We start from the raw sequence: 23,618 nt of genomic DNA on the forward strand, positions 1-23,618 counted from the left end.
CTTTCCGTCCAGCCGACGAGATAATTCCCAAGGAATCTCGCTCAACAGGGAAAAGCGATGGCCAACGGCGCCACAATGTGTCTCGCCGTTTCACTGTCTCCGGAAGCCGCCCCTTCCCATCTGCCCGGCGCCGGCCCGGACTTCAGTCTGCTGGCGCGGTTCGTGCAAGAAGCCGAAGCGGCCGGCCTGGACATGGTGTTGCTCGGCGATTCCGCGCCGGTTGCAAGTGGGCCGAACCGGCAAATGCGCTTCGAAGCGACGACCTTGCTGGCAGCGCTGGCTACGGTGACAAGCAGGATCGGCCTCGTCGCGGCAGCGTCGACGGTCGCCCACCAGCCCTACAATCTCGCGCGTCGTTTCGCCTCGCTCGATATTATCAGCCATGGTCGCGCCGGCTGGAACGCGAGCATGATGCCCGAACCGCGCGAGGCGGCCAATTTCAGTCGGCCGGAAGGCTTTTCCGGCGACGATTTCCGCCTGCGCGCAGAGGAATTCATCGGCATCGTGCAAGGTTTGTGGAAAGGCTGGGACGCAGACGCGCTGCTGTTCGACAAAGTTGCCGGCCGCTTCTTCGATCCCGAGAAGATGCACCTTCTCGACCACAAGGGGGAATATTTTTCCGTGCGCGGGCCGCTCAACGTAGCGCGGTCGCCGCAGGACACGCCGGTGCTGGTCATGTCCGGCCTGTCCGAGCCCGCCATGGATATTGCCGCCCGCACCGCTGATGTCGTCCTGCTGGATGAGCCATCGGTCGAGCCGGCGAAGGCTGGCGATCTGACGCACCGTGCGCTTGCCTTCGGGCGCAGGCCGGAGGCGCTGAAAGTGCTGATGAACGTTACCGGCAGCGCCGAAACAACCGCCGCGCCGGACCTGTTTGCGGACAGGCTCGAAGAGTGCTTTCGCTCGAAAGCCTGCGACGGTTTCAACATCGCCATTCCGTTCACATCGTCGCTCGACGATTTCGTCGGTCTCGTGCTGCCGGAGCTTCGCCGCCGCGGCCTTGTCCGGTCCGGCTACAGCGCCGCGACACTGCGCGCCCAGCTCGGGCTTGCAGGGGAGGATCGGCAATGAGCGCCGGTCGGGGCCAGATGAAGCTCGGCGCCTTCCTGTGGGCGACAGGCCACCACATCGCCGCCTGGCGCCATCCGCAGGCGCATGTCACGGCCGGTATCGACATCGATCATTACATCCAGCTGGCGCGGACGGCGGAAGCGGCAAAGTTCGACATGATCTTCTGCGAGGACGCCGCCGGCGTGCGCGAGGCCAATGTCAACATCGCCAGCCAAACGTCGCGCTCGATCGGCTTCGAGCCGATCAGCCTGCTTGCGGCGCTCGCGGTGCAGACGGAGCGCATCGGCCTCGTCTCAACGGCGTCGACGAGCTATAACGAGCCTTACGGGCTGGCGCGAACCTTCCTGTCGCTCGACCATCTGAGCGGCGGCCGAGCCGGCTGGAACCTTGTCACTTCGGCCAGCCAGATCGAGGCCGCCAATTTCGGCTCGACCGGACTGCGCCCACATGCGGACCGCTACGAACGCGCGCGCGAATTCGCTGCCGTGGTTGCTGGCCTTTGGCAAGGCCAGGGTGGACACGAAGGCAGAAGTTTTTCGGCGCGTGACCCGCTCGATCTGCCGCGCTCGCCACAAGGTGCACCGGTTATGGTCCAGGCGGGAGCGTCGGATGAGGGCCGCGATCTCGCCGCCCGGACCGCCGATGTGGTGTTCACTGCGGCGCAAACATTCGAGGAGGCAAAGGCCTTCTACGACGACCTCAAGGGACGGCTGGCGGCCCATGGGCGCGAGCCGGAGGACGTCAAGATCATGCCCGGCGTCGCGCCGGTCGTCGCGGCAAGCGAAGCGGAAGCCCGGGCAAAACATGATGAACTGCAGGAGCTGATACCGGACGATGTCGGTGTCGCGCTGCTTTCCAGCTATCTCAGCATATCCGATCTCGCGCGCTATCCCATCGACGGACTGCTGCCCGAGCTGCCGGCCAGCGAAGGCATGCAGAGCCGGCAGGCGCTTGTCATCGAGCAATCACGCCGCGACAAGCTGTCCATTCGCCAGCTTGCCCGTCATTTCGCAGGCGCGCGCGGCCATTGGCGCGTCATCGGAACGCCCGCCCAGATCGCCGACGAGCTCGAGGCACGCTTCGAGGGCGGCGCGGCAGACGGTTTCAACGTCATGCCATCCTATTTTCCCGGCCAACTCGATGCCTTTGCCACACTAGTCGTGCCGGAGCTGCAGCGGCGCGGGCTGTTCCGTACGGATTATGAAGGCAGCACGCTGCGCGACCATCTGGGCTTGAAAAGGCCGGCGTAAACGACGAGCGGAACGAAAGTCGGAGATCGCCGTTTTGGCATGCTGTGCCGCGCGGCGATGAGGGCGTCTGCGCGCATGTTCGATTGACCTTCCACAAACTTCGCCCTTTTTAAACCAAGCGGACGCAACCGCCACAGGAGCCGATCATGGATGCCATCGCCACCCGCAACGACCTGCAATCCAATGCCAAGAAAGAGTGTATCGATCTTCTCAATGCCCGCCTCGCCGACGCCATCGATCTGGCCTTGATCACCAAGCAGGCGCACTGGAACGTCAAGGGACCGCAATTCATCGCCATCCACGAGATGCTCGACACGTTCCGCGAGGAGATCGACGGCCATGTCGACACCATTGCCGAGCGCGCCGTACAACTCGGCGGGACGGCGCTCGGCACATCGCAAGAGGTGTCGAAGGCGACTATGCTCGAGGCCTATCCGACCGACATCCACAAGACCCGGGATCATCTGGCGGCGCTGATCGACCGCTATGCCGCAACCGCCAAGCGGGCACGCGCGGCGATCGACGAGGCGGCTGGCGCGGGCGATGCCGACACCGCCGACATCTTCACCGCCTATTCACGCTCGCTCGACAAATTGCTGTGGTTCCTTGAGGCGCACACGCAGGAGAAGGAATAGCCAAAACGTCAGCCGGCCATCGCCTTGCGGCGAGGGGCTTTGGACTGAGCGGACGGTGCCGCCGCATGGCCGGCCAACGCCGTCATAATCTCGGCTACGGCGAGTGCGGCGATCACCTGCGGGCGCTTGTCCTTAACGGCATCGCCGCCGATCGGCGAGACGAGGCGGGCAAATTCCGCCTCGCTTCCGTCCGCCGATTTCAGGAACCAGTTCCGGAACGTCGCCTTCTTGGTTCTGGAGCCGATCATGCCGACATAGGCGGCATCCCGGCGTTTCAGAGCCTCGGCAACGATCAGGAAGTCCAGCGCATGGTCATGGGTGAGGACGACGAAGGCCGATCCAGCAGGGGCTTCGCGCACCATCGCCTCAGGCATCGGCGTCAGCTTGGCTTCGACTGCTTCCGGCATGCCTTTGAGCGCCTCGGCTCGTGTCTCGACAACGACGATATGCACCGGCAGCAAGGCTATCGCCGAGGCCAGCGCTTGGCCGACATGGCCGCCGCCGAGGATGTAGACATGCGGTAGCTGCGCTTCCTCGGCTTCCGCCGCCGCAACCAGCTTGGCTTCAAGCGCGGGGTCGACCAGCTGGATCAGCAGTTCGACCCTGCCGCCGCAGCACTGCCCGATCTCCGGGCCGAGCGCGATGTCGAGGGTATCCCTCCCCCTTGAGGGGAGGGTGGCGGCGAAGCCGCCGGGTGGGGTCGCTGCGGTAGTGCTCGACGCACCGGCGGTGCCTTCTGAGACGACCCCCTCTGGCCGCTCCGCGGCCATCTCCCCCACAAGGGGGGAGAAAAGCATCTGCCGCGCTTTATCGATCGCCATGTATTCGAGCTGGCCGCCGCCGATCGTGCCGAAAGTGGCCGATCCTGAGACGAGCATGAAGGCACCCGTCTCGCGCGGCGTCGAACCTTTTGTCCCGGCCACCTCAACTAAGGCGACCCGGCCGGCGCCGGCAAGAAAGGCTTTCAGGCTCTGCACTTTCGCGTTCATAATTTCGTGTTCCCTATCGGGAAATATAGAGTTTTTCGGCCTGAATTGCACGTTTCCGGGATTCAAACGCCGGTCCTGGCTTCCCGCTTCAGCCGTTCGATCGCCATCAGCACACGCTCAGGCGTGGCCGGCGGGTCGAGGCGTGGGCAGATCTTGTGGCCGGCAACGCTCGCCACTGCGTCCGACAGCGCATGCAGCACCGACATTGCGAGCGGAAATGGCGGCTCGCCGACCGCCTTGGAGCGGTACACCGTCGGTTCTGCTGCTTGCGCCCAGTCGGCCAAAGTCACATTAAAAATCTTCGGCCGGTCCGACGCGAGCGGGATCTTGTAGGTCGATGGCGCATGGGTGCGCAGCCGCCCCTTGTCGTCCCACCACAGTTCCTCCGTTGTAAGCCAGCCCATGCCCTGGATGAAGCCGCCCTCGATCTGGCCGAGGTCGATGGCGCGGTTCAGCGAGCGACCGGTTTCGTGCAGAATGTCGGTGCGCTCGACGATATATTCGCCGGTCAGCGTGTCGACAGAGACTTCCGAGCACGCGGCGCCATAGGCGAAATAGTAGAAGGGACGACCCTCGCCCTTGTCGCGGTCCCAATGGATTTTCGGCGTCTTGTAGAAACCCGCCGCCGAAAGCTGGATGCGCGCCATATAGGCCTGCCTCACGAGATCGGCGAAGGCGATTTCCTGGTTGCCGATGCGCACGCGGTTGGGCAGGAACAGCACCTGGTCGCGCGGCACCTGGTATTTCTCGACGGCAAAATTGGTCAACCGGTCCTTGATCTGGCGGGCGGCATTCTGCGCCGCCATGCCGTTGAGATCGGAGCCGGAAGACGCGGCGGTGGCCGAGGTATTCGGCACCTTGCCGGTTGTCGTCGCGGTGATCTTGACCTGATCGAGGTCGATCTGGAACTCTTCCGCCACAACCTGCGCCACCTTGACATAGAGGCCCTGCCCCATCTCGGTCCCGCCGTGGTTCAGATGCACCGAACCGTCGGTATAGACATGCACCAGCGCGCCGGCCTGGTTGTAATGGGTGGCGGTGAACGAGATGCCGAACTTGACCGGCGTCAGCGCCAGTCCGCGCTTGATGAAGCGGCTGTTGGCATTGAAAGCATCGATGGTGCGGCGGCGCCTCGCATAGTTGGAACTCGCCTCCAGCTCGGCGACTATGCGGTGGATGATGTTGTCCTCGACCGTCTGGTGGTAGGGCGTGATGTTGCGGTCTGAGGTGCCGTAGAAATTCTTCTTGCGGATTTCGAGCGGGTCCTTGCCGACGGCAAACGCGACTTCGTCGATGACGCGCTCGGCGCCGACCATGCCTTGCGGGCCGCCGAAGCCGCGAAAGGCGGTGTTCGATACCGTATTGGTGTAGAGCGGCGCCGACTGCGCGTGCACCGCCGGCCAGAAATAGGTGTTGTCGCAATGGAACAGCGCGCGATCGGTGACCGGGCCGGAGAGGTCGGCCGAGAAGCCGCAGCGCGCCGCGAACATGAAATCTACGCCCAGAATATTGCCCTCGTCGTCGAAGCCGACCTCGTAGTCGACGAGGAAATCGTGGCGTTTGCCGGTGGCGATCATGTCGTCGTCGCGGTCGGGCCGGATTTTTACGGCCCGATGATGTTTCTTCGCGGCGATAGCGGCCAATGCCGCAAACTGATTGCCTTGCGTTTCCTTACCGCCGAAAGCGCCGCCCATCCGGCGGATTTCCACCGTCACGGCGTGGCTCGGAACACCGAGCGCATGGCTGACCATGTGCTGGATTTCACTCGGGTGCTGGGTCGAGGAATAGATGGTGACGTCGTGGTCCTCGCCAGGGATGGCCAAGGCGATATGGCCTTCGAGATAGAAATGCTCCTGGCCGCCGATGCGCATTTTTCCCTTCAGCCGGCGCGGCGCCGCATTGATCGCAGCCGCTGCATCACCGCGCTTCAGCGTCAGCGGCGGCGTGACCAGCTTGTCTTTCCCGGGATTGAGCTCGCCGATATCGGCGACGAACGGCAATTCCTCGTGTTCGACCTTGGCCAGCCTTGTCGCGCGGCGCGCCTGCTCGCGGGTTTCAGCGATGACGCAGAAGATCGGCTGACCGAAAAATTGCACCTTGCCGTCGGCCAGCACCGGCTCGTCGTGACGGCCGGTCGGCGAAATGTCGTTCTCGCCTGGCACGTCGCTCGCCGTCAGCACATCGACGACGCCGGGTGCGGCGCGTACCGCCGAAAGATCCATGCTGGTGATGGTGGCATGCGTCGCCGTCGAAAGCCCAAGGCAGCCGTGCAGCGTGCCGGCCGGTTCCGGCATGTCGTCGATGTAAACGGCCGTGCCGCTGACATGCTTGTGCGCGGAATCGTGGCGCTGGTCAGTGGCGACGCCGCCGGCGATTTTTTGCGCCTTCAGGTTTGGCGTGGCGTGTTTGTTCATCATGCCGCCTCGTGCCGTGATAGCTGGATCGGCGCCCGGGTGCCGGTGGTTTCGGCAAAGAAGCGCAGCAGCAGGTTGCGTGCCGCCAGCGCCCGGTATTCGGCGCTTGCCCGCATGTCGGTCAGCGGGGTGAAATCGCCGGCGTACGCGGCCATCGCCGCCTCGACGGTCGCTTCCGTCCAGGGCCTGCCCAGCAATGCCTTTTCGACGCCAAAGGCGCGCTTCGGCGTTGCCGCCATGCCGCCATAGGCGATGCGCACATCCGCCACCGTGCCATCCTCGGCGAGCTTCAGGAAAAACGCGCCCAGCGCTGCTGTGATGTCTTCGTCGCGGCGCTTGGTGATCTTGTAGACGGCAAATTTCGTCTCGCCGGCCGGCACCGGGACATGCACGGCCTCGACGAATTCGCCGGGCTGCCGGTCCTGTCGGCCATAAGCGATGAAGAAATCCTCGAGCGGGATCGTCCGCCGCTTGTCGCCGCGGCGCAGCGTCAGGCGGGCACCGAGTGCGATCAGCGGCGGCGGCGTGTCGCCGATCGGCGAACCGTTGGCGATATTGCCGCCGATGGTGCCCATGTTGCGCACCTGATCGCCGCCGATGCGATCGAACAGCGGGCCCAGCGCCGGGATGCGTTTCGCCAGCGTCGAGGAGGCCTCGCTATAGGTGACACCGGCGCCGATCGAGATGACGCCCTTGTCCTCGGAAATCCCGCACAGGCCATCGAGATTGCCGATGAAAATCGCCGGCGCAATATCGCGCATGTGCTTGGTCACCCAAAGGCCGACATCGGTCGAACCCGCGACGATGGTGGCGCCCGGCTCCTTGACCAGCACGCTGGCCAGATCGTCGGCATTGGCCGGCACGATCAGCCGCTTGTTGCCGGAGCCGATCTCGATGCGCGAACCGTCCTTCATCGCTTCGAGCTTGGCCGTAACTGCCTTGCGCTCCGCCGCCAGCGGATCCTTTGCCGCCTTGCCGTAGCTTGAGATGGCACGTGCGGCGCGCATGATCGCCTCGTAGCCGGTGCAGCGGCAGAGATTGCCCTGCAGCGCCTTTTCTATTGCCGCGTCCGACGGCTCCGGCGACCGCATCCACAGCGCATAAAGCGACATGACGAATCCCGGCGTGCAGAAGCCGCATTGCGAGCCGTGGAAATCAACCATCGCCTGCTGCACGGGGTGCAGCTTTCCTGCGCCGCCGCGCAGATGCTCGACGGTCACGACATGCGTGCCGTCTAGCGAGCCAAGGAAACGGATGCAGGCATTGACGCTTTCATAGACCAGTCTGCCGGCCGAGAGCCTGCCGACCAGCACCGTGCAGGCGCCGCAGTCGCCCTCGGCGCAGCCTTCCTTGGTGCCGCGCAGCGAGCGGTCGAGCCGCAGCCAGTCGAGCAGGGTCTGGTCGGGTGCAACCGTGCCGAGCGCGACGTCCTCGCCATTGAGGATGAAGCGGATTTCGTTGCGTGTCTTGATCCCGGCCATCTCAGCTTCCCCGGTAGGTCGAATAGCCGTACGGCGACAGAAGCAGCGGCACATGATAGTGCATCGGCTCGGCCATACCGAAGCGGATCGGCACATGGTCGAGGAAGGCCGGTTCCGCCAGTTTTGTCCCTTGCCCGCGCAGATAATCGCCGGCCGCAAAGACCAGCTCGTATTCGCCGGTGCGGAATTCCGCGCCGGCAAGCAGTGGAGCATCGCAGCGGCCGTCATCATTGGTGACAACCGTTTTCAGATGCGTCCGGGCCTGCCCGTCAAGATGATAGAGCTCGATCGACAGACCGGCCGCCGGTTTGCCGGCCGCCGTGTCGAGGACATGGGTCGTCAGGCGCCCGCCTTCGGCTTTCGACGTTTCCGCCACTGGCTGCTCCATTCCCTGAACGGTCGAACACTATTCATGAATTGTGCGCCAATTAAAGGCGATGCATAAGTCCCGGTCGAGCGGAGCGCGACAAAAACACTTTCAAAAATTTCGGGGGAATGCGCAGGCACTCCTTTGGACTATCCTGATCACAATTTCCGGCAGGAGCGAGAATGCGTTACGAACGAGACATGCGCGGCTACGGAGCCAATCCGCCGGATCCGAAATGGCCCGGCGGGGCGCATGTCGCGGTGCAGTTCGTCGTCAATTACGAAGAGGGCGGCGAGAATTGCGTCCTGCACGGCGACAAGGCTTCGGAAGCCTTCCTGTCCGAGATCGTCGGCGCCGCGCCCTGGCCCGGCCAGCGCCACTGGAACATGGAATCGATCTACGAATACGGCGCCCGAGCCGGCTTCTGGCGATTGCTGCGCCTGTTCAGCGAGGCACAGGTGCCGATCACCTGCTATGGCGTGGCCGCGGCCCTGGCGCGTTCGCCCGATCAGGTTGCGGCGATGCAGGAGGCCGGCTGGGAGATCGCTTCGCACGGGCTGAAATGGATCGACTACCGCGACCATACCCCGGAAGACGAGCGCCGCGACATGGAGGCGGCGATCCGGCTGCATTATGAGGTCACAGGGGCGCGGCCGACCGGCTGGTATACCGGCCGCACCTCGATCAATACGGTGCGGCTGGCGGCGGAAGAGGGCGGCTTCGACTATGTGTCGGACACATATGACGACGAACTGCCCTACTGGTTCGAGCATGTGACACCGGACGGGTCGGCGAAGCCGCAGTTGGTCATCCCCTACACGCTCGACGCCAACGACATGCGCTTTGCCACGCCGCAGGGCTTCAATTCGGGCGACCAGTTCTTTGCCTATCTCAGGGATAGTTTCGATACGCTTTATGCCGAGGGCAAGGCAGGCCGGCCGCGCATGATGAATATCGGCCTGCACTGCCGTCTGGTTGGACGGCCGGGCCGGGTCGCGGCACTGAAGCGCTTCATCGACTACGTCAAATCACACGACAAGGTCTGGCTGGCACGGCGCATCGACATTGCAAAACATTGGCAGGAGACGCATCCGTTCCGGTTGCCGGCGCTGCGCCCGTCGAAAATGGAATTCGAGGCCTTTGTCCACACATTCGGCGGCGTGTTCGAGCATTCGCCGTGGGTTGCCGAGCGCGCTTATGGGCTGGAGCTCGGCCCGGCCCATGACAGTGCCGGCGGCCTGCACAATGCGCTCTGCCGCGTGTTTCGCGCAGCAAGCGAGGCCGAGCGGCTTTCCGTGCTCAATGCCCACCCCGATCTTGCCGGAAAACTGGCGCAGGCTAGAAGGTTGACGGACGAATCGGCCAAGGAGCAAGCTTCGGCAGGGCTCGACGCGCTGACCGAGAAGGAGCGCGAGCTGTTCGCAAAACTCAATGCCGCCTACGTCACCAGCTTCGGTTTCCCCTTCATCATCGCGGTGAAAGGCAGGACCAAGGCGGAGATCCTGGCCGAGTTCGAAGCGCGTATCGGCAACAGCCACGACGTCGAATTCGAAACCGCCTGCAGACAGGTCGAGCGCATCGCGCTGCTCCGTCTCAAGGACATGCTTCCGCAATAGGGCTTTGGCTGCCGCGATAGGCCCTGGCTTCCGCAACAGGCTTGAATTTATGGATATGATGAAAATGGCCGAACGAACCTATTATGCGCCGCAAGGCGGACATCCCGGCCAGAGTGAATTGCTGACCGGCCGCGCTGTGTTCACACAGGCCTATGCCGTGATCCCCAAGGGCGTGATGCAGGACATCGTCACCAGCGCTTTGCCGTTCTGGGATGGGACACGGGTCTGGGTGCTGTCGCGGCCGCTGTCGGGTTTTGCCGAGACGTTTTCGCAATACATCGTCGAGCTCGCGCCCGGCGGCGGTAGCGACCGCCCTGAGCTTGACGCCGCCGCCGAAGGTGCGCTGTTCGTGGTCGAAGGCGAGCTATGCGTTTCGCTTGCCGGCAAGAAACATAGCTTAAGGCCGGGCGGCTTTGCCTTCCTGCCGCCGGCGAGCGGGTGGACGGTGCGCAATGAAAGCGGTGCCGCCGTCCGCTTCCACTGGATCCGCAAGACTTACGACGCAGTCGACGGCATCGACCAGCCGCAAGCGTTCTTCGCCAACGAACAGGACATCGCGCCGACGCCGATGCCGGGTACCGAAGGCCGATGGGCGACGACGCGCTTCGTTGATCCGGCCGACATGCGCCACGACATGCATGTCACCATCGTCACGCTCGAGCCTGGTGCGGTCATCCCGTTCGCCGAGACTCATGTGATGGAGCACGGGCTCTACGTGCTGGAAGGCAAGGCGGTCTACCGTCTCAACCAGGACTGGGTCGAAGTCGAAGCCGGCGACTATATGTGGCTGCGCGCCTTCTGCCCGCAGGCTTGTTATGCCGGCGGGCCGGGCAAATTCCGCTACCTCCTCTATAAGGACGTCAACCGCCACGCCAAGCTTGGCAGCGCCGGCGTCGCGAGACCTTCACCATGACGCGGATCGTCGCGCGGCCGCTGACCCGCGAGAATTTCGCCGAATTCGGCGACGTCATCGACATGGGCGGCGACAACCATTATCCGATCAATGGCGGCAAGGCCGAGCGCTACCACGACCTCGCCACCGCGGAAGCACGAGGACCGAATGCGCGCGTGCTGATCTCCATGGTGCGTGGCACCCCCTATGAGCTGCCGTTGAAGCTGACCATGGTGGAGCGTCATCCGTTCGGCAGCCAGGCCTTCATCCCGCTGTCACCACGGCCGTTCCTGGTCGTCGTCTGCCATGATGGCGAGGAAGGACCTGGCGAGCCGCACGCCTTCATCACGGCGCCCGGGCAAGGCGTCAACTACCCGCGCAATCTGTGGCACGGCGTGCTGACGCCGATCGGCGATGTCCAGGATTTTGTGGTCGTCGACCGCGGCGGCGACGGCTCCAACGTCGAAGAGTGTCATTTCTCACACCCTTACGAAATCCATCTTCCCGACGGGAGCCGGTGATGACCGACATTTCGCTGATCGATCGCCTGCTCGATGTCATCGAGCACGACATCGTGCCGAAGACCGTCGAAGGCGTCGCGCACGGCAACAAACTGTTCGGCGCGGCGATCCTGCGCAAGGACGACCGTTCGCTGGTGCTTGCCGAAACCAACAACGAGATCGAAAATCCGCTCTGGCACGGCGAGATGCACTGCCTGAAGCGCTTCTACGAAATGCCTAAGGCCGAACGCGTCGATACCAAGGACGCGATCTTTCTTGCCACGCACGAACCCTGCTCGCTCTGCCTGTCGGCGATCACCTGGACCGGCTTCGACAATTTCTACTATCTTTTCAGCCATGAGGATTCGCGCGACAGCTTCGATATCCCGCACGATCTGAAGATCCTGAAGGAGGTCTTCACCCTCGATCCCGGCGGCTACAATGCCGAGAATGCCTACTGGAGGAGCTTTTCGATCCGCAAATTGGTGCGATCGCTGCCTGAGACCGAACGCGAGCGGCTGGAAGCGCGGATCGGCACAATATCAGCGCGCTATGACGAATTGTCCGCCGCCTATCAGGCCGGCAAGGACGAAAACGACATTCCGCTGAATTGACGCGGATTGACCAGCCGAATTCGTTGACTGGCCCACGACGCGCTCTCACGGACTCCATCATCTGGCGCTCCTGGAGTTCGCCCGCATGAAAATCGTCACTGAATTCCCACGAAAGATCGTCGAATTTCCGGATATGGGGATCATCATGCCGGACGGCTGCCGGCTGTCGGCGCGGGTGTGGATGCCGGCCGATGCTGCCGACGATCCGGTGCCGGCAATCCTCGAACACCTGCCCTATCGCAAGCGCGACGGCACGATCTATCGTGATCAGCTGACGCATCCCTATTTTGCCGGCCACGGCTACGCCTCGATCCGCGTCGACATGCGCGGCAATGGCGATTCCGAAGGGCTGATGGACGACGAATATTCCGAGCAGGAATTGCAGGACGCTTGCGACGTCATCGCCTGGGCGGCGGACCAGCCCTGGTGCAACGGCAATGTCGGCATGATGGGCATTTCGTGGGGCGGCTTCAACTGCCTGCAGGTAGCGTCTAAGCAGCCGCCGGCGCTGAAGGCGGTTATCAGTCTCTGTTCGACGGTCGACCGCTATGCCGACGACATCCATTACAAGGGCGGCTGCCTGCTGATCGAGAATTTCGGCTGGGCCTCGACCATGCTGTCCTATTCCTCAAGGCCGCCGGATCCGTTGCTGGCCGGTGACAACAGATGGCGCGACCTGTGGCTGACCCGGCTGGAGAACCAGCCCTTCCTGGCGCCGCTGTGGCTGAAGCACCAGCATCGCGATGCCTATTGGAAGCGCGGCTCGATCTGCGAGGACTATTCCGCCATCCATGCCGCGGTGCTGTCGATCGGTGGCTGGCATGACGGCTATCGCAATACGATTTCCCACCTCGCCGCCAACATCGAGGCGCCGGTCAAGGGCATCGTCGGCCCGTGGATCCACAAATACCCGCATTACGCCGCGCCCGAACCCCGCATCGGCTTCCTGCAGGAGGCCTTGCGCTGGTGGGACCGCTGGCTCAAGGACATCGACACCGGCGTCGAGGCCGACCCCGCCTACCGCGCCTATCTCATGGACAGCGTGCGTCCGGCGCGCTGGCATCCCGCGCGGCCGGGCCGCTGGGTCGCTGAATCGGAATGGCCGTCACCCAACATCAAGACGCAAGAGGTTGAGCTTATCGCTGAAGGCAATCACGCTATCGTCGCTTCGCCGCAAAACTGCGGCCTTGCCGGTGGCGAATATTTCCCCTTCACCTTCGGTCCGGAACTGCCTGGTGACCAACGCCCCGACGATGCGCTGTCGGTGTGCTTCGACCAGCCGGTGCTGACCGAAACGGTCGACATTGTCGGTGCTCCCGAAGTTGTGGTCAGGGTCTCGTCGGACCGCCGCCAGGCGAACATCGCGGTACGGCTGTGCGACGTCCATCCGGACGGGGCGTCGGAGCTGATCTCGTACGGCGTGCTTAACCTGACGCATCGCAACTCGCACGAATTTCCCGAAGCGCTGGTGCCAGGGGAAACCGTCAGCGCCCGGGTGGTGCTCGACCAATGCGCCTATCGGGCGCCGGCCGGCCACCGCTTGCGCGTTGCCATCTCCAACAGCTATTGGCCGATGATCTGGCCGTCGCCGGAGCCGGTCCGGCTGGAATTGTCGGCCGCGACATTGATGCTGCCGCTGCGCCCGCCGGCGACAGGCGATGAGGTCACCTTCCCCGCCTCCGAAGGCGCGACGCCCTGGGCAACGGAGACACTTCGGCCCGCCAATTCCGAACGTCATGTCGATCGCGACGAAAAGACCGGACTGATCACGCTTTCCATCGTCGACGATTTCGGCGAAGTGCGCGACCTGGAGCATGGCCTCGCCCACGGGAGCATCGCCAGAGAGACATGGGCGATCCATCCCGACAATCCGTTGTCAGCGTCGGGCAAGACGCATTGGACCCAGACGCTGTCGCGAAATGAATGGTCGGTGCGCACCGAAACCTTCGCCGAAATGCGCTCCGACGCGCAAAGCTTCGTGGTTAGCGCCAGAATCGAAGCCTATGAAGGCGAAAAACTGGTCTTCGAGCGCAACTTCAAGGAGAAAATCCCGCGCGTACTGCTTTGAGCGCTTATAGCGATTGGTCCAATTGCGACGCACAATTTACGCCACGGCATGTCGCATTCGGTCTTGCTTACCGCTTTCCCTTACGGTCATTATTCTCCCGATCGAAATGAGAAAAAACGACCATAAGGTCGGACCAACAGAGTGAGGAACTTAACATGTCGAACGAACTGGAATATCTGAGCCGGCGCGTTGCGTCCGGCAAGCTGAGCCGTCGCGATTTTCTCGGCCGGGCAGCAGCGCTCGGCGTCACCGCAACCTTCGCCAATTCGCTGCTTTCAAGCGCGGCGCGTGCCGCAGGCCCGGTCAAGGGCGGCACGCTGAAGGCCGGCCTGGTCGGCGGCTCTTCGGCCGACAGCCTCGATCCGGCGCTGTTCCTGACGCAGGTGCCGTTCGCCTTCGGCAAGATGTGGGGCGAACTGATCGTCGAGCTTTCCCCGGAAGGCACTCTCGAGAACCGCATCGCCGAGGAGATCGGCTCGTCGGACGACGCCAAGACCTGGACGCTGAAGATCCGTGACGGCGTCGAATTCCACAATGGTAAGAAGGTGACCGCAGAGGATGTGGCCGCCACCCTCGAACGCCATTCGGACGAGAAGTCGAAATCCGGCGCGCTCGGCTATATGAAAGGCATTGAGACCATCAAGGCCAGCGGCAAGGAAGTCGTGCTGACGCTGAAGGAGCCGAATGCCGACCTGCCCTATCTGCTCAGCGACTACCACCTGATCGTCCAGCCGAACGGCGGCAAGGACAAGGCCGATGCCGGTATCTCGGCGGGTCCTTACAAGGTCACTACCAACGAGCCTGGCGTGCGTCATGGCGGCGAGCGTTTCGCCAATTACTGGCAGGGCGACAAGATGGGCCATGCCGATCAGGTCGAGGTCATCGTCATCAACGACGCCACGGCGCGGACGGCGGCCCTGCAGGGCGGACAGGTCAACATGATCAACCGCGTCGAGCCGAAGATCGTCGACCTGATCAAGCGCCTACCCGGCGTCACCATCCGCAACCATGCCGGCCCTGGCCACTACGTCTTCATCATGCACTGCAACACGGCCCCGTTCGACAACAACGATCTGCGCATGGCGCTGAAGCTGGCGATCGACCGCGAGGAGATGCTCGACAAGATCCTCAGAGGCTACGGTTCGCTCGGCAACGACTTCCCGATCAATGCGGCATACCCGCTGTTTTCCGACGATATCGAGCAGCGCAAATACGATCCCGACAAGGCAAAGTTCCACTTCAAGAAGTCGGGCCATGACGGTTCAATCTTGCTCAGAACATCGGACGTCGCCTTCCCGGGCGCCGTCGACGCCGCGCAGCTCTATCAGCAGAGCGCGGCCAAGGCCGGCATCACGCTGGAGATCAAGCGCGAGCCGGGCGACGGCTACTGGAACGAAGTCTGGAACAAGCAGCCCTTCTGCGCTTCCTACTGGGGCGGACGCTCGACCCAGGACCAGATGTATTCGACCGCCTACCTGTCGACGGCCGACTGGAACGACACGCGTTTCCTGCGTCCGGATTTCGACAAGATGGTGCTGGCGGCACGCGCCGAGCTCGACAACACCAAGCGCAAGGCGATGTATCGCGACATGGCGATGCTCGTTCGCGACGAGGGCGGCCTCATCCTGCCGATGTTCAACCAGTTCATCGACGCGACGGGCGCCAAGGTTGCCGGCTGGGTGGACGATCCGCATCAGGAACTGATGAACGGATACGCTCTGGCAAAGTGCTGGCTCGAAGCCTGAGCCCGGCCTTGCGGATATGTCCTCACCCATCGTGAAACTGGTGGCCCAGCGCATTGCGCTGGGCATTCTCCTGCTGTTGGCCGTATCGGTTCTGATCTTCGCCGGCACCCAGATCCTGCCCGGCGACGTCGCGCAAGCCATCCTCGGACAATCGGCGACGCCGGAGTCGCTCGCCAATCTGCGCGAGCAGCTCGGTCTCAACGACCCGGCCTATATCAGGTATTTTCGCTGGCTCGGCGGCGTGCTCACTGGCAATCTCGGCACCGCGATGTCGAGCGGACAGGATATTGCGACCTCGATCAAGGGGCGGTTGTGGAACACGCTGTTCCTGGCCTTCTGGGCGGCGGTCGTGGCGGTGCCGCTCGCGATTATCCTTGGGCTGATTGCGGTGCGTTATCGCAATGGCTGGGTCGACAAACTGATCTCTGGACTGGCGCTCGCCTCGACATCGTTTCCGGAATTCTTCATCGGCTATGTGCTCGTCTATTTCTTTGCCGTGAAATACCAGATCTTCCCGGGCATCTCGACCGTCTATGACGGAATGCCTTTCGGCGAGCGCATGCAGGCGATCGCGCTGCCGACGGCGGCGCTGACCCTGGTGGTGCTCGCCCACATGATGCGCATGACGCGCGCCGCAATCCTCAACGTCATGCAGTCGGCCTATGTCGAGACCGCGGAGCTCAAGGGGCTTTCGGCATTCGCGGTCATACGCAGGCATGCCTTCCCCAATGCGATTGCGCCGATCATCAACGTCGTCATGCTTAATCTCGCCTATCTCATCGTCGGCGTCGTCGTCGTCGAGGTGATCTTCGTCTACCCCGGCATGGGGCAATATCTCGTCGACCACGTCACCAAGCGCGACGTGCCGGTGGTGCAGGCGGTCGGGCTGATCTTCGCCGCCGTTTATATCAGCCTGAACATCATTGCGGACATAGCGGCGATCATCGCCAATCCGCGGCTCAGACATCCGAAGTGAGGGGGCGGGTATGCTCGTCATGAAACGCATCCCCATCCCGGCGCTGATCGGACTGGTGCTGACGGCGCTGTTCGTGCTGGCGGCGATCTTTGCGCCCTGGATTGCACCGCACGGCAATGGCGAGATCGTTGGCGACGTTTGGGAACCGATGTCGGCGACACATTTGCTGGGCACCGACAATCTCGGCCGCGACCTCCTTTCGCGCATGATCTACGGCGCCCGCGTCACGCTGTTCATCGCGGTGCTGGCCACCGCGCTGTCCTTCTCGCTTGGGGCTATCCTTGGCTTCTCGGCGGCGGTTTTCGGCGGCTGGTTCGACACGCTGATTTCGCGCCTCGTCGATCTCCTGATGTCGATCCCGACGCTGATCATGGGCCTCGTCGTGCTCTCGGTGCTGCCAACCAATCTGGTGACGCTGATCCTGGTGATGGGCATTCTCGATTCGACCCGCGTCTACCGCCTGTCGCGGGCGGTCGCCGTGGACATCAACGTCATGGATTACGTCGAGGCGGCCAAATTGCGCGGCGAAGGCAGCATCTGGATCATCTTCCGCGAGATCCTGCCCAACGCGCTGTCGCCGCTGGTTTCCGAACTTGGGCTGCGTTTCATCTATGCCGTGCTGTTCCTGTCGACGCTTTCCTTCCTCGGCCTTGGCGTGCAGCCGCCTAGCGCCGATTGGGGCGGCATGGTCAAGGAAAACAAGGACGGCATCGTCTTCGGCATAGCGGCGGCACTGATCCCGGCAGCAGCGATCGCCGCGCTGGCGATTTCCGTCAATCTGGTCGCCGACTGGGTGCTCAACCGCACGACAAGCCTGAAGGGAGGACGCGGGTAATGGCTGACAAGCAACCAAAGCCCGGGCAACCGAAGTCTGGGCAACCGAAGCCCGGGCAACCGAAGTCCGGCGTGCTGCTCGACATCCGCAATCTGCGCATCGAGGCCACGGTATATCCGCCGGGCGAGGCGCCGAAGAACATCGTGCTGGTGCACGATGTCTCGCTGACGCTCGAAAAAGGCAAGGTGCTCGGATTGATCGGCGAGTCCGGCGCCGGCAAATCGACCATCGGCCTGTCGTCGATGGGCTACGGCCGCGGCGGCGTGCGCATCACCGGCGGCGAGGTCATCCTCAATGGCCGCGACATCCTGAAAAGCGGCAAGGAGGGATTTCGCAAATTGCGCGGCCGCGAGGTCTGCTATGTCGCGCAATCGGCGGCAGCTGCCTTCAATCCGGCGCACAGGCTGATGGACCAGGTGGTCGAGGCAGCACTGCTGCACGGCATCGCGACGCGGGCCGAAGCCGAAAAGCGCGCCGTGGCGCTGTTCAAGAAGCTCAGCCTGCCGAACCCCGAAACCATCGGCGAGCGCTTCCCCCACCAGGTGTCGGGCGGTCAGCTGCAGCGCGTGATGACGGCAATGGCGCTGTGCTCGGAACCCGACCTGATCGTCTTCGACGAGCCGACCACGGCGCTCGACGTGACGACGCAGATCGACGTCTTAGCGGCGATCAAGGATGCCATCCGCGACACGCATGTGGCGGCACTCTACATCACCCATGACCTAGCCGTCGTCGCCCAGGTCTCGGACGAGATCATGGTGCTGCGCCACGGCCGGCTGGTCGAATGGGGCGGCACGCGCCAGATCATCAAGGAGCCGCGCCAGGAATACACCAACGCGCTGGTTTCGGTGCATGAGATCGAACATCAGGAGCAGAAGCCCGGCACGAGCCCGTTCCTGTCGGTCAAGAACATCACCGCCGCCTATGGCCGCAGCCACATCAAGGTGCTGAAGAACGTCTCGGTCGATATTTTCCCGGGCCAGACGCTGGCGGTGGTCGGCGAGTCCGGCTCCGGCAAATCGACGCTGGCGCGCGCCATCACCGGCCTCCTGCCGCCCGAACAAGGCACCGTCACCTTCGACGGACGGCCGCTCGCCAACCGGCTTGCCGACCGGCCGAAGGAGGATCTGCGCCAGCTGCAGATGATCTACCAGATGGCCGATGTAGCGATGAATCCGCGCCAGACGGTCGGCACCATCATCGGCCGGCCGCTGGAATTCTATTTTGGTATGCGCGGGCGCGAGCGCGACAAACGGGTCGCCGAACTGCTCGACAAGATCGAGATGGGTAAGGGCTATGTCGACCGCTATCCGGCCGAGCTTTCGGGCGGCCAGAAGCAGCGCGTCTGCATCGCTCGTTCGCTCGCCGCCAAGCCGAAGCTGATCATCTGCGACGAGGTGACATCGGCGCTCGACCCGCTGGTGGCCCACGGCATACTGGAGCTGCTGCTCGAGCTGCAGAAAGAGGAAAACGTCGCTTATCTGTTCATCACTCATGATCTCGCAACAGTGAAGTCGATCGCCGATTCGATCGCGGTGATGTATCGCGGCGAGGTGGTGCGCTACGGCCCCAAGAGCAAGGTTCTGACGCCGCCGTTCGACGCCTACACAGACCTTTTGCTGTCGTCGGTGCCCGAAATGGAGATTGGCTGGTTAGAGAAAGCGATCAAGGGACGGCGCATGGCCAGCGCGGGGAACTAGCGGGCTGCCCCTTGCGCCCGACGATCCTGTCCGGGCGTGGATTGAACGGCAGGCCCGCCCTGACTTTTCCGATCAAGCCGCATGGAGGCGCCCTTGGCGCTCAACACAAAACTTCTGCTCATCATCCTAGACGGCGTGCCTTACCGGAACTGGCGACGGCTGATGGGCAATCTCGAAGGCTGGGTGCAATCCGGCGACGCGCGCGTGTGGAAGATGCGCTCCGTGCTGCCGTCGACCTCGGCATCCTGCTATGCCTCGATCCACACCGGCGTGCCGCCTCAAGTGCACGGCATCCTGTCCAACGAGAACCGGTTTCGCGTCGAACAGCCGGACATCTTTTCCGAAGTCAGCAGGGCCGGCGGTAAGACGGGTGCGGTCACCCATTCCTACTGGTCCGAATTCTTCCGGGCCTATCCGTTCGACCTGGTCGAGGACATAGAGTTCGACCAGCCGGGCAGGCCGATCAGCCATGGCCGGTTCCACACCATGACCGGCTACAACGCCAGCAACCAGATGACGCCGAGCGATGTCGACCTGTTCGCGACGTTGACCATGCTGACCAGGCGCTACGGCATCGACTACGGCATCCTGCACAGCTGCACGCTGGACTCCATGGGCCACCGCTTCGGCCATGACTGCCGCGAGATGGATCATGCCGTCTATGCAATCGACGCCATGCTCGCCGGCTTCCTGCCGCGCTGGCGGGAGGCCGGCTACGAGGTGATCGTCACCGCCGATCATGGCCAGACCGATCGCGGCCATCATGGCGGCCACGACGAAGAGATGCAGGATTTCGCACTTTATTACTTCGGATCCGGCGAAGGCCCGGAGGCCAATACGCTGCTCGATCAGCTGCAGCTCGCGCCGACAGTGCTTGCGCGCCTCGGCGTGCCGGTGCCGGTCACCATGAAGGCAAAGCCGTTCCTGAGTTGAGCGCGCCCTCTTCTCCCTCTGGCAACGCTCCCGCTCTTCAGTTAGCCTCCGCAAATATACGGCGGATGCCGGTGAACCTTTTTGGGCCGATCAGCGACAGAGCAGGCAGGAGCCAGGCGGCTCGACCGGCGATGACTGCCGCGGAGACCGATCGCGCGCTCGTCGAGCGCGTCGCGAAGGGCGACCGTGCCGCCGTGCGGCTCCTGTTCATGCGCCACCACGCGCGGCTCTACCGCTTCGCGGCACGCCAGACGGGATCGGAACTGATGGCCGACGATATTGCGAACGAGGTATTCCTTGAACTCTGGCGGCAGGCGCCGGCCTTCGAGGGCCGCTCGGAGGTCTCGATATGGCTGCTCGGCATAGCCCGCTTCAAGGCGCTGTCCCTGCTGCGCAAGAAGAAGGAAGACTGGATCGACGACGATGACGCGGCCCAGGTCGCCGACGGCGCCGACACGCCGGAAGTCGTGACGATGAAAGAAGACAAGGGCGCTGCCTTGCGATGCTTCATCGATGCCATGCCGGAAGAGCACCGACCTTGCCTATTATCACGGGCAATCGGTGAGCGAGATCGGCGAGGTACTCGGCATCCCGGTCGCCAGGTCAAGACCAGGATGTTCTACGCCCGCAAGGAACTCGGCGAAGCCCCCAAGGCCGCCGGTTACGACAGGGGGTGGCCATGAGCGCCGCTGAAAAGATGTCGCGCCGCGACGAAATGGAAATGCTGCTGCCGTTTTATCTGAACGGCTCGCTGGAGGGCACCGAGCTCGAAGCCATCGAGGAATGGCTGGCAAGCGATCCGGCGGCGATGGCCGCACTAGGCGAGGCCGAGGCCGAATTCTCCGGCACCGCTGCCGCAAACGAGGCAATCCGCCCGCCTGCCGATGCGCTCAGCCGCTTTGCCAAGGCGCTCGATGCCGAGGCCGGCCCCGCCCGCGGGCCGGCGGCATCGTCCTGGCTGGCGCAGGCCTGGAGCCGCTTCCTGGCGGTGCCCGCCGGCATTGCCTGGGCCGCGGCCGCGGTGCTGCTGGCCCTGGTCGTCGCGCAATCCTTTGTGCAGACCGGCAACAGAGATGGCGATTTCGAGATTGCCGGATCGGACGACGATCTGGCCAAAATGCCGTTTGCCCTTGTGAAGTTCAAACCGGATGCGAAGCTGTCCGACATCGTCGCTTTTCTCGACCAGAACCAGTTGACGATCGCCGGCGGGCCTACCGCCGACGGCGTTTTCCGGCTCGGCGTTCCGGCCAAGACCGCCGCCGACTATCAGAAACTGCTTGGCCTTATTGCCGCCCAGCCTTTCACCGAAGCTGCCCTGGAGGGAAGGAAACCGGCTGATGGCGGCTAAGGCGGTCATTCGATTGACGGCGGCGATGACAATTTTCGCCACGTCTGCCGTCGCACAAACCAACGATCCTAACCTCACCCAGGCGGAGATCTACTGCCTGAACCGGGGAAGTGCCGCCAACGCCGACTGCGCCAAGGATGGCGGCGGCGTGAAGGATGGCGGAAAAGCGCCGGCTCATGGAACGACCGGCGCGGTGTTCTTCCGGGCTTGACGCTTGGGCATTCCGGATGGCTGCCCGGTCGGCGTCATGGAGGCACAGCTTGCCGCCGACGGCCGCATTTTGCGGCGTGAGGCCAACCATGTCTACTCGCTGCAGCAGGCGGCCAGCACCGTCAATTATGCGTTCGAACGCATCGCGCTCGACGCCAACGAAGCCAGCGGCGAGAATGTGCGCGTTGGCGTCATCGACACCGGCATCGACGATAAGAATCCGGCGCTCTCCGGTATCAGGCAGTTCAATGCCATGCCCGACGTGCCGATCAAGGCGCGCGACCACGGCACTTCGGTCGACGGACTGATCGCCGGCAATCTGTTGCATGCGGCGCCCGATCGCTCCGCCGACTGGGTCGAGAAAGCACTGGCCGCCACGGCAAGGGACCTCGGCCCCAAGGGCCGCGATAAATGATTTCGGTTTTGGCCTGCTGGACACCAAAGCGGCCGAGGCGGCCAAGGAATAAGTCCAAAGCTCTAACGCTTCTGCATTTGTGCATGCCGGTCTCCCGAAGCCGCTGCATAATGTTGGGCATCAGATATTGGGGGCAAAACTCAATCGGCCGGTTTACCTCAAATAACCGATATGGGTTCGAACTCGGTCGCTCAGGGTAATTAAGTTTTGATCCCTAGGCCGGGGCGCCGGCGACCGATCCCCTGACCACCAGGTCGACCGGCCAGACCTCGCCGCGAGCGCCCTCCTCCAGGCCGGAAATCCGCGCCGCCAGCCGTTCCGCGATGCGTGCGCCCGCCAGGCGGATCGACGAACGTGTCGTCGACAGCGGCACCGAAAAATTTTCCGGCTTCAGCCAGGGAAAGACGTCGTCATGGGCGATCAGCGACAGGTCGCCCGGAATGGTCAGGCCGAGGTCGCGCACCGCGCGCACCACGCCGAGCGCCATAATCAGGCTGGAGCAGGCGATCGCCGTCGGCGCGTCGCTTTGTTCCAGCAGACGCCTGGCGGCGCGATAACCGTTCTCCTCGGTCATTGTCAGGGAACAGACATGCTGATCACGAAGCACCAGGCCGCTTGCCGCAAGCGCGCGCCGCACGCCGCGCTCGCGATGTATGGCGAAGGTCTCGCGATCGTCGCCATTGATAAGCGCCAGACGCCTGTGACCGAGCTGCACGAGAAGCCGCGCCGCCTCGTGGAAGGCGCCCTCATTGTCGATGTCGGTGAAGGGGTAGTCGAAATCGAAGCCTTCGCTGCGGCCATGGACGATGAAGGGAATGCCGAGCGTGTTGACCAGCGCCACCCGCCGGTCGGCCGGTCTCGGGGAGGAGATATAGACCGCGTCCACCTGCCGGTTGGCGACAATGCGGCGGTAGGTCGTCTCCTGGTCGTCGGCATCGGCCGGTGACAGCACCAGGTCGAGTTCGTGCGAACGCGCATAGTCGCCGAGGCCGGACAGGAACTCGACGAAATGCGGGTCGATATCGACGGTCGCTCCCGTCGGCAGCACATAGCCGATCATGCCGGTCTTGCCGGTCGCCAGCCGGCGGGCGCTCGGATTGGGGCGATAGCCATGACGCTTGGCGGCATCGACCACCCGCCGGCGCGTTTCCTCGTTGACTTCCGGGTAGCCGTTCAATGCGCGGCTCACCGTGGTCTGCGAAAGCGCCAGCATGTGGGAGAGCTGCTTGAGGTTCACCGGAGGCCTCCAAACCTCAAAGCGCTTTTAATCTGAAACGATCTGGCCCTACGAACCGCGTTGCCGAGCGCAGTGACCATACGCACGGTTCGGACCGGTTTGAAGCCGAATTTGCTGCTGCACCGCCAGAAAACTGTGCTGCAACGCACTTTTACCAGCACCCAGTCGCAAAAATTAAATCGATTAGCCTGGCTTCCTATTGACTCGTGCTCAATTCAGTGGCGAGATCAAAATGACCAAAGCGCTTTGGAAGACTCCACGAAAGGTTGCAGTTCCTTTCCGACTGAGTCACAGTCCTGCGGCGCCGGCGGACGGAATGGAG

The 23,618-nt window shown here is 63.3% G+C and carries 22 protein-coding genes; 17 read left to right on the forward strand and 5 right to left on the reverse strand.

All coding sequences use genetic code 11. The features are described from left to right. The first annotated feature begins 57 nt into the window (after positions 1-57). From NKH83_RS22120 to dps, 3 genes are all read left to right on the forward strand, one after another. Positions 58-1,071, forward strand: coding sequence for an LLM class flavin-dependent oxidoreductase (locus tag NKH83_RS22120; RefSeq protein ID WP_352807440.1), 1,014 nt, complete (start codon positions 58-60; stop codon positions 1,069-1,071). After that, a complete protein-coding gene (locus tag NKH83_RS22125; protein ID WP_352807443.1) occupies positions 1,068-2,321 on the forward strand; it encodes an LLM class flavin-dependent oxidoreductase in 1,254 nt (417 codons plus the stop codon). Before NKH83_RS22120 ends, NKH83_RS22125 begins: the two co-directional genes overlap by 4 nt. 146 nt (positions 2,322-2,467) lie before the next feature. Then, positions 2,468-2,956, forward strand: a complete 489-nt coding sequence (dps, locus tag NKH83_RS22130) for a DNA starvation/stationary phase protection protein Dps (protein WP_023676226.1) — start codon at positions 2,468-2,470, stop codon at positions 2,954-2,956. An 8-nt stretch (positions 2,957-2,964) separates the two neighbouring features. Here the strand turns inward: dps and xdhC are convergent, their stop codons facing one another. The 4 genes from xdhC to uraH form a co-directional block, all read right to left on the reverse strand. Continuing rightward, the gene (gene xdhC, locus NKH83_RS22135; protein WP_352807446.1) at positions 2,965-3,945 is read right to left on the reverse strand and encodes a xanthine dehydrogenase accessory protein XdhC; all 981 of its coding nucleotides are present in this window, start codon (positions 3,943-3,945) and stop codon (positions 2,965-2,967) included. Between the two features lie 62 nt (positions 3,946-4,007). After that, a complete protein-coding gene (gene xdhB, locus NKH83_RS22140; RefSeq protein ID WP_352807572.1) occupies positions 4,008-6,359 on the reverse strand; it encodes a xanthine dehydrogenase molybdopterin binding subunit in 2,352 nt (783 codons plus the stop codon). Then, on the reverse strand, positions 6,359-7,840 hold the full coding sequence (gene xdhA, locus NKH83_RS22145; protein ID WP_352807448.1) for a xanthine dehydrogenase small subunit: 1,482 nt from the start codon (positions 7,838-7,840) through the stop codon (positions 6,359-6,361). The genes xdhB and xdhA overlap by 1 nt, the downstream gene beginning before the upstream one ends. Before the next feature lies 1 nt (position 7,841). Beyond that, positions 7,842-8,216 carry a hydroxyisourate hydrolase gene (gene uraH / locus NKH83_RS22150; RefSeq protein WP_254816013.1) on the reverse strand — a complete coding sequence of 125 codons (375 nt, stop codon included), beginning with the start codon at positions 8,214-8,216 and terminating at the stop codon, positions 7,842-7,844. Positions 8,217-8,389: 173 nt separating this feature from the next. Between uraH and puuE the strand changes: the two genes are divergently transcribed. The 14 genes from puuE (at position 8,390) to NKH83_RS22220 (ending at position 22,059) form a co-directional block, all read left to right on the forward strand. Next, complete coding sequence (gene puuE / locus NKH83_RS22155) at positions 8,390-9,823, forward strand: allantoinase PuuE (RefSeq protein WP_352807451.1); 1,434 nt, start codon at positions 8,390-8,392, stop codon at positions 9,821-9,823. Positions 9,824-9,887: 64 nt separating this feature from the next. After that, on the forward strand, positions 9,888-10,736 hold the full coding sequence (locus NKH83_RS22160; RefSeq protein ID WP_502895601.1) for a bifunctional allantoicase/(S)-ureidoglycine aminohydrolase: 849 nt from the start codon (positions 9,888-9,890) through the stop codon (positions 10,734-10,736). Beyond that, positions 10,733-11,236 carry an ureidoglycolate lyase gene (locus tag NKH83_RS22165; RefSeq protein WP_352480060.1) on the forward strand — a complete coding sequence of 168 codons (504 nt, stop codon included), beginning with the start codon at positions 10,733-10,735 and terminating at the stop codon, positions 11,234-11,236. Before NKH83_RS22160 ends, NKH83_RS22165 begins: the two co-directional genes overlap by 4 nt. Further along, the gene (locus NKH83_RS22170) at positions 11,236-11,829 is read left to right on the forward strand and encodes a nucleoside deaminase (RefSeq protein ID WP_352480059.1); all 594 of its coding nucleotides are present in this window, start codon (positions 11,236-11,238) and stop codon (positions 11,827-11,829) included. Before NKH83_RS22165 ends, NKH83_RS22170 begins: the two co-directional genes overlap by 1 nt. An 85-nt stretch (positions 11,830-11,914) precedes the next feature. Beyond that, positions 11,915-13,897 carry a CocE/NonD family hydrolase gene (locus NKH83_RS22175; RefSeq protein ID WP_352800676.1) on the forward strand — a complete coding sequence of 661 codons (1,983 nt, stop codon included), beginning with the start codon at positions 11,915-11,917 and terminating at the stop codon, positions 13,895-13,897. Positions 13,898-14,052: 155 nt separating this feature from the next. Continuing rightward, positions 14,053-15,642: an ABC transporter substrate-binding protein gene (locus tag NKH83_RS22180; RefSeq protein ID WP_352480057.1), complete on the forward strand. Its 1,590-nt coding sequence runs from the start codon at positions 14,053-14,055 to the stop codon at positions 15,640-15,642. A gap of 16 nt (positions 15,643-15,658) precedes the next feature. Continuing rightward, the gene (locus NKH83_RS22185; RefSeq protein WP_352480056.1) at positions 15,659-16,618 is read left to right on the forward strand and encodes an ABC transporter permease; all 960 of its coding nucleotides are present in this window, start codon (positions 15,659-15,661) and stop codon (positions 16,616-16,618) included. Between the two features lie 10 nt (positions 16,619-16,628). Continuing rightward, positions 16,629-17,453: an ABC transporter permease gene (locus NKH83_RS22190; RefSeq protein ID WP_352480055.1), complete on the forward strand. Its 825-nt coding sequence runs from the start codon at positions 16,629-16,631 to the stop codon at positions 17,451-17,453. Next, complete coding sequence (locus NKH83_RS22195) at positions 17,453-19,153, forward strand: ABC transporter ATP-binding protein (RefSeq protein ID WP_352480054.1); 1,701 nt, start codon at positions 17,453-17,455, stop codon at positions 19,151-19,153. The genes NKH83_RS22190 and NKH83_RS22195 overlap by 1 nt, the downstream gene beginning before the upstream one ends. 93 nt (positions 19,154-19,246) lie before the next feature. Beyond that, the gene (locus NKH83_RS22200) at positions 19,247-20,086 is read left to right on the forward strand and encodes an alkaline phosphatase family protein (protein ID WP_352480053.1); all 840 of its coding nucleotides are present in this window, start codon (positions 19,247-19,249) and stop codon (positions 20,084-20,086) included. Between the two features lie 131 nt (positions 20,087-20,217). Then, the gene (locus NKH83_RS22205; protein ID WP_352807460.1) at positions 20,218-20,769 is read left to right on the forward strand and encodes a sigma-70 family RNA polymerase sigma factor; all 552 of its coding nucleotides are present in this window, start codon (positions 20,218-20,220) and stop codon (positions 20,767-20,769) included. Then, positions 20,766-21,434, forward strand: coding sequence for an anti-sigma factor (locus tag NKH83_RS22210; protein WP_352480051.1), 669 nt, complete (start codon positions 20,766-20,768; stop codon positions 21,432-21,434). The genes NKH83_RS22205 and NKH83_RS22210 overlap by 4 nt, the downstream gene beginning before the upstream one ends. Then, positions 21,424-21,645 (forward strand): hypothetical protein, encoded by a 222-nt coding sequence (locus NKH83_RS22215; RefSeq protein ID WP_352480050.1) that lies wholly within the window; start codon positions 21,424-21,426, stop codon positions 21,643-21,645. Before NKH83_RS22210 ends, NKH83_RS22215 begins: the two co-directional genes overlap by 11 nt. A 3-nt stretch (positions 21,646-21,648) precedes the next feature. Beyond that, entirely contained in the window at positions 21,649-22,059 is a 411-nt protein-coding gene (locus NKH83_RS22220) for a hypothetical protein (RefSeq protein WP_352480049.1), read from the forward strand. A 214-nt stretch (positions 22,060-22,273) separates the two neighbouring features. Here the strand turns inward: NKH83_RS22220 and NKH83_RS22225 are convergent, their stop codons facing one another. Continuing rightward, positions 22,274-23,296, reverse strand: a complete 1,023-nt coding sequence (locus tag NKH83_RS22225) for a substrate-binding domain-containing protein (RefSeq protein ID WP_352480048.1) — start codon at positions 23,294-23,296, stop codon at positions 22,274-22,276. Between the last annotated feature and the right edge of the window lie 322 nt (positions 23,297-23,618).

Origin of the sequence: Mesorhizobium sp. M0909 (assembly GCF_040319515.1) — a bacterium.
Taxonomy (GTDB): domain Bacteria; phylum Pseudomonadota; class Alphaproteobacteria; order Rhizobiales; family Rhizobiaceae; genus Mesorhizobium.

Excerpts from the sequence above, each read along its gene's own strand:
- xdhA (WP_352807448.1), bottom strand. The coding sequence starts at position 7,840 with ATGGCCGGGATCAAGACACGCAACGAAATCCGCTTCATCCTCAATGGC.
- NKH83_RS22165 (WP_352480060.1), top strand. The coding sequence starts at position 10,733 with ATGACGCGGATCGTCGCGCGGCCGCTGACCCGCGAGAATTTCGCCGAA.
- NKH83_RS22170 (WP_352480059.1), top strand. The coding sequence starts at position 11,236 with ATGACCGACATTTCGCTGATCGATCGCCTGCTCGATGTCATCGAGCAC.
- NKH83_RS22120 (WP_352807440.1), top strand. The coding sequence starts at position 58 with ATGGCCAACGGCGCCACAATGTGTCTCGCCGTTTCACTGTCTCCGGAA.
- NKH83_RS22210 (WP_352480051.1), top strand. The coding sequence starts at position 20,766 with ATGAGCGCCGCTGAAAAGATGTCGCGCCGCGACGAAATGGAAATGCTG.
- NKH83_RS22195 (WP_352480054.1), top strand. The coding sequence starts at position 17,453 with ATGGCTGACAAGCAACCAAAGCCCGGGCAACCGAAGTCTGGGCAACCG.
- NKH83_RS22125 (WP_352807443.1), top strand. The coding sequence starts at position 1,068 with ATGAGCGCCGGTCGGGGCCAGATGAAGCTCGGCGCCTTCCTGTGGGCG.
- NKH83_RS22215 (WP_352480050.1), top strand. The coding sequence starts at position 21,424 with ATGGCGGCTAAGGCGGTCATTCGATTGACGGCGGCGATGACAATTTTC.
- xdhB (WP_352807572.1), bottom strand. The coding sequence starts at position 6,359 with ATGAACAAACACGCCACGCCAAACCTGAAGGCGCAAAAAATCGCCGGC.
- puuE (WP_352807451.1), top strand. The coding sequence starts at position 8,390 with ATGCGTTACGAACGAGACATGCGCGGCTACGGAGCCAATCCGCCGGAT.
- NKH83_RS22205 (WP_352807460.1), top strand. The coding sequence starts at position 20,218 with ATGACTGCCGCGGAGACCGATCGCGCGCTCGTCGAGCGCGTCGCGAAG.
- dps (WP_023676226.1), top strand. The coding sequence starts at position 2,468 with ATGGATGCCATCGCCACCCGCAACGACCTGCAATCCAATGCCAAGAAA.
- xdhC (WP_352807446.1), bottom strand. The coding sequence starts at position 3,945 with ATGAACGCGAAAGTGCAGAGCCTGAAAGCCTTTCTTGCCGGCGCCGGC.
- NKH83_RS22175 (WP_352800676.1), top strand. The coding sequence starts at position 11,915 with ATGAAAATCGTCACTGAATTCCCACGAAAGATCGTCGAATTTCCGGAT.
- NKH83_RS22160 (WP_502895601.1), top strand. The coding sequence starts at position 9,888 with ATGGCCGAACGAACCTATTATGCGCCGCAAGGCGGACATCCCGGCCAG.
- NKH83_RS22180 (WP_352480057.1), top strand. The coding sequence starts at position 14,053 with ATGTCGAACGAACTGGAATATCTGAGCCGGCGCGTTGCGTCCGGCAAG.
- NKH83_RS22190 (WP_352480055.1), top strand. The coding sequence starts at position 16,629 with ATGCTCGTCATGAAACGCATCCCCATCCCGGCGCTGATCGGACTGGTG.
- NKH83_RS22185 (WP_352480056.1), top strand. The coding sequence starts at position 15,659 with ATGTCCTCACCCATCGTGAAACTGGTGGCCCAGCGCATTGCGCTGGGC.